Here is a 6362-nt window from a genome sequence, read left to right on the forward strand (position 1 = left end):
GTCTAATGCCGGCATGTATGCCGACGAACTGCGCCCTTTGTGGCCGGCTGGGCCCGCAATCGATTTGCGAAGGCTGTGACAGGCAGTTTTTCCGGCAGGGCCAGGTACGCTGCAGGCATTGCGCTTCACCCCTTACGGGACAAGCGACACCCTCATCGACGGCGTGCGGCGACTGCCTCAAGCGACCACCGGCTTTTGATTCAACGTTCGTGGCTGCCGACTATGCCGCGCCAGTGGACCAATTGGTCCTGGCGCTGAAATTCGGTAACCGGCTCGCGCTGGCACCTTTGTTCGGCGATCTGCTGCTTCGGGCGTTGGCGCAGCGGCCGGAACAGGAACGTCCGCAGCTTCTGACCGCCGTCCCGCTCGGAACGCAACGGCTGGCTGACCGTGGCTTCAACCAGGCGCTGGAAATTGCCCGGCCGATATCCCGCGCCTTGAAGGTACCACTGAAGCCGGGGCTGCTGGTGCGGCAGCGCGATACGCGGGCGCAGTCGATGCTGCATCCTGATGAACGCCACACCAATATCCGCAATGCATTCATCGTGCCCGGCGAGTCCATCGACACGGTGCGGGGCGCGCATATCGGCGTGGTCGATGATGTCATTACGACGGGTGAAACGTTGAATGAAGTCGCCCGGACCTTGAAACGTTTCGGCGCCAGGCGGGTGACGAACCTGGTATTTGCACGACCGTTGCCAAAATAAAGGAGAGGTTTTTTGTTTCATGTCGTATTGGTAGAACCGGAAATTCCACCGAATACCGGAAACGTGATCCGCCTGTGCGCCAATACCGGCGCCCAGTTGCATCTTGTCGAGCCGCTCGGCTTCCCCTTGGACGACGCGAAAATGCGCCGCGCCGGGCTGGATTATCACGATTACGCCACAATGAAGGTACATCGTAGCTGGGATGCCTTTGTCGCCGCGGAGAGGCCGGATGGATCCCGGATGTTCGCAATGACCACCCATGGCGCCACGCCATTCGCATCAATTGCGTTTCGTCCCGGCGACGTATTTGTCTTCGGCTCGGAAACCAGGGGACTGTCGGTCGATTTGCGCGAATCCTTTCCGGCCTCCCAGCGCATCCGACTTCCGATGCGGCCGGATAATCGCAGCCTGAATCTTTCAAACACCGTCGCAGTGGTCGTTTATGAAGCATGGCGACAGAACGGCTTCGCCGGCGGCAATTAATTTTTCATTCATTAAAAGGATATCTATGCAGGTCCGTTCCACTTTGGCACTTTTCGCTGCACTTATTGTTGGCTTTTCCGCCCACGCGCAAGACTTTCAGGTCGGCGAGGTACACATTGGCCGTCCGTATGCGCGCCCTACGGTTCCCGGACAACCAAGCGCCGCCGCTTACCTGTCGCTGGAAAACAAGGGCAAGCAAGCCGACAAACTGGTTTCAGCATCGTCCCCTGCTGCCAAGTCGGTCGAGATCCACACCATGTCGATGGACGGCAACGTGATGCGGATGCGAGAAGTACCCGGTATCGAATTGAAAGCCGCCGGCAAAGTCACGATGCAGCCAGGGGACGGCTATCACCTGATGCTGATCGGGCTGCAAAAGCCGCTCCAGCCCGGAGATTCTTTTCCAATGACGCTGACTTTTGAAAAAGCAGGCAAAAAAGAAATATCCATCACCGTGGAGGCGAAAGCAGGCACTGACGCGAAGGCGGGCCACCACAAGCATTAATCGCCGTTCCCGGTGGTGCTTGACCTTCCCATTGTGGGAAGGTGCAAACTCTGGTTAGCGCGCGTTTCAGTGGAGACGCTCGCAAACCGGCATGACAGGAGGACTATCATGAATATCGGAGAAGCGGCCAAGGCGTCCGGGGTGTCGGCCAAGATGATCCGGCACTATGAAAGTATTGCGTTGATCGCGCCGACATCGCGGAGCGATGCGGGCTATCGCAAATACACGGACAAGGACCTGCATACCCTGCGGTTCATCAAACGTGCCCGCACGCTGGGTTTTTCGCTGGAACAAATCAAGGATCTGCTGTCGCTCTGGCAGGACTCGCACCGGGCCAGTGCCGATGTAAAAACGATCGCCAAAGCCCATGTGGCAGAATTGAACAAGCGCATCCTCGAACTGACCGAAATGCGCGACACGCTCGATCATTTAGCCAGTGCATGCGCCGGCGATGAACGCCCGGACTGCCCGATATTGCATGGATTATCACCCCATGATTCGTGTGTATCGCGACATTGAGCCCTGAGTGCTCCTTCTTCCCGCAAGGAATTTGGGGCACTCCGGTCTTCGCTTGCAAACCGGCATGATCAGGCAACGCTGGCACCGGTCACCGGATAGCCCGCCTCGATGACTGCCGATTTGATGACATCTATATCGGCACTCGACTCGACGTGCACTTTTTGGCCGGCGAGATCGACCTTCACCTTCGCGGCACCGTCAACGCCCAATACCGATTTCGTGACCATGCTGACGCAGTGGTTGCAGCTCATTCCTTCGACGTTCAGTTCATACATGGCAAATCCCTTTCTCATGTGTGGAACCACAAGTGTGCAGCTTCCCGCAGTGGGAAGGTCAAGCACTTCTCTGCAAGTTTAGACGTATCGCAGATGAGGACGTTTCAGCTGCCCGACAGCAGCACGGCGACGCCCAGTACGGCAAAGATACCGGCGGAAATGGTGCGCACAAGCTTGAACGGGAAGTTCGGGGAAGCGATCTTGCCGAGGATGACTGCGGGAACGTTGGCTATCATCATGCCGATGGTCGTACCCGCGACCACCGGCAGGAAGCTTGAGTATTTTGCCGCCAAGGCAACCGTAGCGATCTGGGTCTTGTCACCAATTTCGGCGATGAAAAAGGCGATGCAGGTGACAAAGAATACCCCGTAACGGCCTTGCGTCTGGCCGCCCTCCTCCATCTTGTCAGGAATTAATGCCCAAGCGGCGATCACCAGGAATGAAGCGCCCAGTATCCATCGGAGCATGCCCGGATCAATCATCGTGCGTATCCATTCGCCGAGAAGGCCGGCCAAGGCATGATTGAGCAGTGTGGCGGCAAGGATGCCGAAAATGATGGGAATCGGGCGCTTGTACCGCGCTGCCAGAATTAACGCGAGGAGTTGAGTTTTATCGCCGATTTCAGCTACTGCAACGGCGAAAGTTGATATGAGGAACGCTTCCATTAATATGAATCGGGATTGAGCGACAAACAACCAATGACACGCGTCCCTCCCGCTCAATCCATGAAGACGGAAGTACGCATGTCAAAGGTCTCGCCAAACCCGTGGGTCGAATGCGCCATGGCCGGAGCCAAGTGTGTTGACGCATTCTCTTCGTTGCCGAAGAAGGCTACTCCCCAATGACGAGAAAGCGTGCTTATTCTAAGGCAATTCGCAGTGCAAGGAAACTGATTGTCACTGGTACTGCTGATACACCGTGTGTTTGCCGTTCGCGTTCACCAGGATCACGTCGTATTTGTCGGCCGGGCGGCCTTCGACTTCCATGCCCGGCGAACCGATCGGCATGCCGGGAACAGCGAGTCCCGTTGCTTTCGGGCGCTCTTTCAGCAGTCGCTTGATGTCTTTGGCCGGCACATGCCCTTCCAGCGCATATCCCTGCACGACGCCGGTGTGGCATGAACCGAGTTTCTGTGGAATGCCGTATTTTTCGCGATAGGGCGCGGTATCAGGAACGTTGTTGACGTTGACCTTGAAGCCGTTCGCTTGCAGATGCTCCACCCATTGGATGCAACAGCCACAGGTTTCGGTCTTGTAGACATCGATGACCGGCAACGCGGCATGCGCCGCAGGCAGGACAGTTGTCGACGCTGCGGCCACCAGGCCCTTCAAAAATTCACGACGCTTCATGGGACTTCATTCCTTTCATTGAGTGGCATCGATTCATGCCTTGAGCAATTGCACCGATGCGCGGACTTCACCGGTATGCAAGCCCTTGTAATTGGTCAGCTGCGGGCGAGCCCATTGGGCCAGCGGCGACGCATCCGGCGAATCGACCAGGCCGAGCTGCTGCAGCACCGACACCGTGGCGGTATTGAGCGCCCGCATATTGCCGTCGGCGACCTTGAGCGCGATGCCGATGCCGGCGGAACGCACACCAATCACCTGCACGCCATCGGCGCCGATCTTCGCAACCCAGTCGCCTGGTGCGGTCTGCATGAATGCCAGATCGTTTCGCCCTGTGCCGGATACAAGTTCCGGATGGCCCGTCATCGCATCGAACAGATCGCCCATTGGGCTGCCGAATTGCGTGTCGCGACTTCCCTGCGCCAACCTGGCATAGGACAGGGCGAGACGCGAAAGCGGCATTGCATAGTTGGGTGCGGAACATCCGTCCGTTCCGGTCTTGAGTGCCGATGCCGGAAGGCCCGATGCCTTCGCCACCGTATCGCACACCGCCTGCTGGAGCGGATGGGCAGGATCGAGATAGCTATCGAGGGGCGCATTGTGCTGCACACACCATGCAAGAAAGCCGCTGTGCTTGCCGCTGCAATTGTGATGCAACTGGCTGAATTGCTGGTCCGGCGGCGGGCGTTGCCCAAGCACGTTATAGAACATCGGCTCATGGCAGCCGCAGCGCAGGTGCTGTTCATCGCAGCCTGCCTTGTGCAGCATCGACTGAACGACATCGACATGCATTGCCTCGCCGGAATGACTGGCGCAGAGCAGAGCCAGTTCCCGCGTCGTGTAACCAAACTTCGCCGGCCCATCGGCGCGCAGGAACGGCAAGGCCTGAAACGGTTTGATGGTTGAACGGGTGAAGGTAAGAAAATCCGGGTCGCCGGCCTGGTAGAGCAGATTGCCGTGAGTATCCACGACCGCAACCGAACCAAAGTGGATGCATTCCACGTCATCGCCACGCGTGACTTCGACCAGCGGAGCAAGTTTCATGATGATTGCCTGACCTTGGACAATAGCTTCGTGGTCGACCGGTCGAACTCGAAATCGATCGCGACCGCCCGGCCGCCGTAGGCCAGCACCGCCTGGCCTTCCGGGATGGATGCCATGTCGTAATCGCCACCTTTGACATAAATATCGGGCCGAGCCTCCTGCACCACCTCCAGCGCAGTCTGCTCGTCAAAGGCAACCACCAGGTCAACCGATTCCAGAGCGGCGAGGATGGCCATGCGGTCTTCGCAGATGTTCACCGGCCTGTCATCGCCCTTGCCAAGCCGCTTGACCGAAGCATCGGTATTGACGGCCACCACAAGCGATGCGCCAAGTGCACGTGCATCGGCGAGATAGCTCACATGGCCACGATGGAGGATATCGAAGACGCCATTCGTGAGCACGACCGGTTTCGGGAGTCGCGCAATGCGCCCTTTCAATTCCGAGCGGGAACAGATTTTTTTTTCGAAATCAGGCATGGAAAATAAAAAGCCGCAGGCGATATTGCCTGCGGCTAGCATACTTCATTTGGAATCAAGCCGGATTCAACTGCGCAAGACGGGCTGCAACTTCCTTGCGGTAACGGTTGAGGTCCTGCACCGATTCAAACGTACGGTCGAACAGCAGCGACATGTTGTGAAGAATGCGCTCGATGACCTTCTTTTCCCACTCGCCGTTGAAGTTGATCTGACCGTCAAGCCAGCGCTCCAGCCAGTTCGGATCCGGCAGGCGGCTCTGCACGGTATCGTTGGGGAAAAGCGCCTGGTTCACATGCAGATTGGTCGGGTGCAAGGGCTTTTCGGTGCGTCGCGCCGAAGCCATCAGAACTCCGATTTTCGCGAATGCGGCGCGTGCCGTATCGCCTACTTCATTCAGCGCTTTCTTCATGTAACGCAGATACGCACCGCCATGACGCGCTTCGTCCTGGCTGATGATCTTGTAAATCTGCTTGATGACCGGCTCGGTATGCCAGTCGGATGCACAGCGGTACCAGTGATTCAGGCGGATTTCGCCGCAGAAATGCAACATCAGGGTTTCGAGGGGCGGGGCCGGATCGAATTCGAAACGCACGTTATGCAGTTCCTGTTCCGTCGGCACCAGTTCCGGACGGAATCTACGCAGGTATTCCATCAATACCAGCGAATGCTTTTGTTCTTCGAAGAACCATACGGACATGAACGCCGAGAAATCGCTGTCGCCGCGATTGTCGCGCAGGAACATCTCGGTGGCCGGCAGTGCGGACCATTCCGTGATGGCATTCATCTTGATGGTTTGCGCCTGTTCGTCGGACAGCTTGGAGGCATCGAACTGATCCCATGGAATATCCTTGTCCATATTCCAGCGGACCTGCTCTAGCGACTTGAATAATTCTGGGTACAGCATATGCACCTTGAAAATAAGTTAAGTGATTGATTTTACCAAGAAAATCCCTGACGGGCAGAGAATGCGGATTTGCCATCCGCCGCTGCACGTAGTTTACCGGGCG

10 protein-coding genes and 1 riboswitch are annotated in these 6362 nt (G+C 57.3%); of the genes, 4 read left to right on the forward strand and 6 right to left on the reverse strand.

The features are described from left to right. Nucleotides 1–209 precede the first annotated feature (209 nt). The 4 genes from VGU61_RS10440 to cueR all read left to right on the forward strand — a co-directional run bounded on the left by VGU61_RS10440 (nt 210) and on the right by cueR (nt 2214). Nucleotides 210–707 carry a ComF family protein gene (locus VGU61_RS10440; protein WP_326859057.1) on the forward strand — a complete coding sequence of 166 codons (498 nt, stop codon included), beginning with the start codon at nt 210–212 and terminating at the stop codon, nt 705–707. A 12-nt stretch (nt 708–719) separates the two neighbouring features. After that, on the forward strand, nt 720–1190 hold the full coding sequence (gene trmL / locus VGU61_RS10445) for a tRNA (uridine(34)/cytosine(34)/5-carboxymethylaminomethyluridine(34)-2'-O)-methyltransferase TrmL (protein WP_326859058.1): 471 nt from the start codon (nt 720–722) through the stop codon (nt 1188–1190). A gap of 25 nt (nt 1191–1215) precedes the next feature. Continuing rightward, a complete protein-coding gene (locus VGU61_RS10450) occupies nt 1216–1695 on the forward strand; it encodes a copper chaperone PCu(A)C (protein WP_326859059.1) in 480 nt (159 codons plus the stop codon). 108 nt (nt 1696–1803) lie between these two features. After that, nucleotides 1804–2214 (forward strand): Cu(I)-responsive transcriptional regulator, encoded by a 411-nt coding sequence (gene cueR / locus VGU61_RS10455; protein WP_326859060.1) that lies wholly within the window; start codon nt 1804–1806, stop codon nt 2212–2214. A 68-nt stretch (nt 2215–2282) separates the two neighbouring features. On the opposite strand, the gene VGU61_RS10460 is transcribed toward cueR, so the two are convergent. The 6 genes from VGU61_RS10460 to VGU61_RS10485 all read right to left on the reverse strand — a co-directional run bounded on the left by VGU61_RS10460 (nt 2283) and on the right by VGU61_RS10485 (nt 6259). Beyond that, entirely contained in the window at nt 2283–2489 is a 207-nt protein-coding gene (locus tag VGU61_RS10460) for a heavy-metal-associated domain-containing protein (protein WP_326859061.1), read from the reverse strand. A gap of 104 nt (nt 2490–2593) precedes the next feature. Beyond that, nucleotides 2594–3154, reverse strand: coding sequence for a TMEM165/GDT1 family protein (locus VGU61_RS10465; RefSeq protein ID WP_326859062.1), 561 nt, complete (start codon nt 3152–3154; stop codon nt 2594–2596). Between the two features lie 14 nt (nt 3155–3168). After that, nucleotides 3169–3341, reverse strand: a riboswitch (yybP-ykoY riboswitch). 44 nt (nt 3342–3385) lie between these two features. Continuing rightward, nucleotides 3386–3838, reverse strand: coding sequence for a DUF411 domain-containing protein (locus VGU61_RS10470; RefSeq protein WP_326859063.1), 453 nt, complete (start codon nt 3836–3838; stop codon nt 3386–3388). 33 nt (nt 3839–3871) lie between these two features. After that, entirely contained in the window at nt 3872–4879 is a 1008-nt protein-coding gene (locus VGU61_RS10475) for an asparaginase (RefSeq protein WP_326859064.1), read from the reverse strand. Beyond that, nucleotides 4876–5355, reverse strand: a complete 480-nt coding sequence (gene rfaE2 / locus VGU61_RS10480) for a D-glycero-beta-D-manno-heptose 1-phosphate adenylyltransferase (RefSeq protein WP_326859065.1) — start codon at nt 5353–5355, stop codon at nt 4876–4878. Before rfaE2 ends, VGU61_RS10475 begins: the two co-directional genes overlap by 4 nt. 55 nt (nt 5356–5410) lie before the next feature. Next, the gene (locus tag VGU61_RS10485; protein ID WP_326859066.1) at nt 5411–6259 is read right to left on the reverse strand and encodes a ferritin-like domain-containing protein; all 849 of its coding nucleotides are present in this window, start codon (nt 6257–6259) and stop codon (nt 5411–5413) included. Between the last annotated feature and the right edge of the window lie 103 nt (nt 6260–6362).

Origin of the sequence: Noviherbaspirillum sp. (assembly GCF_035944575.1) — a bacterium.
GTDB lineage: Bacteria > Pseudomonadota > Gammaproteobacteria > Burkholderiales > Burkholderiaceae_D > Noviherbaspirillum.

Coding starts and splice junctions, on each gene's coding strand:
- VGU61_RS10460 (WP_326859061.1), bottom strand. CDS start 2,489: ATGTATGAACTGAACGTCGAAGGAATGAGCTGCAACCACTGCGTCAGC.
- cueR (WP_326859060.1), top strand. CDS start 1,804: ATGAATATCGGAGAAGCGGCCAAGGCGTCCGGGGTGTCGGCCAAGATG.
- VGU61_RS10465 (WP_326859062.1), bottom strand. CDS start 3,154: ATGGAAGCGTTCCTCATATCAACTTTCGCCGTTGCAGTAGCTGAAATC.
- VGU61_RS10475 (WP_326859064.1), bottom strand. CDS start 4,879: ATGAAACTTGCTCCGCTGGTCGAAGTCACGCGTGGCGATGACGTGGAA.
- VGU61_RS10485 (WP_326859066.1), bottom strand. CDS start 6,259: ATGCTGTACCCAGAATTATTCAAGTCGCTAGAGCAGGTCCGCTGGAAT.
- VGU61_RS10470 (WP_326859063.1), bottom strand. CDS start 3,838: ATGAAGCGTCGTGAATTTTTGAAGGGCCTGGTGGCCGCAGCGTCGACA.
- rfaE2 (WP_326859065.1), bottom strand. CDS start 5,355: ATGCCTGATTTCGAAAAAAAAATCTGTTCCCGCTCGGAATTGAAAGGG.
- VGU61_RS10450 (WP_326859059.1), top strand. CDS start 1,216: ATGCAGGTCCGTTCCACTTTGGCACTTTTCGCTGCACTTATTGTTGGC.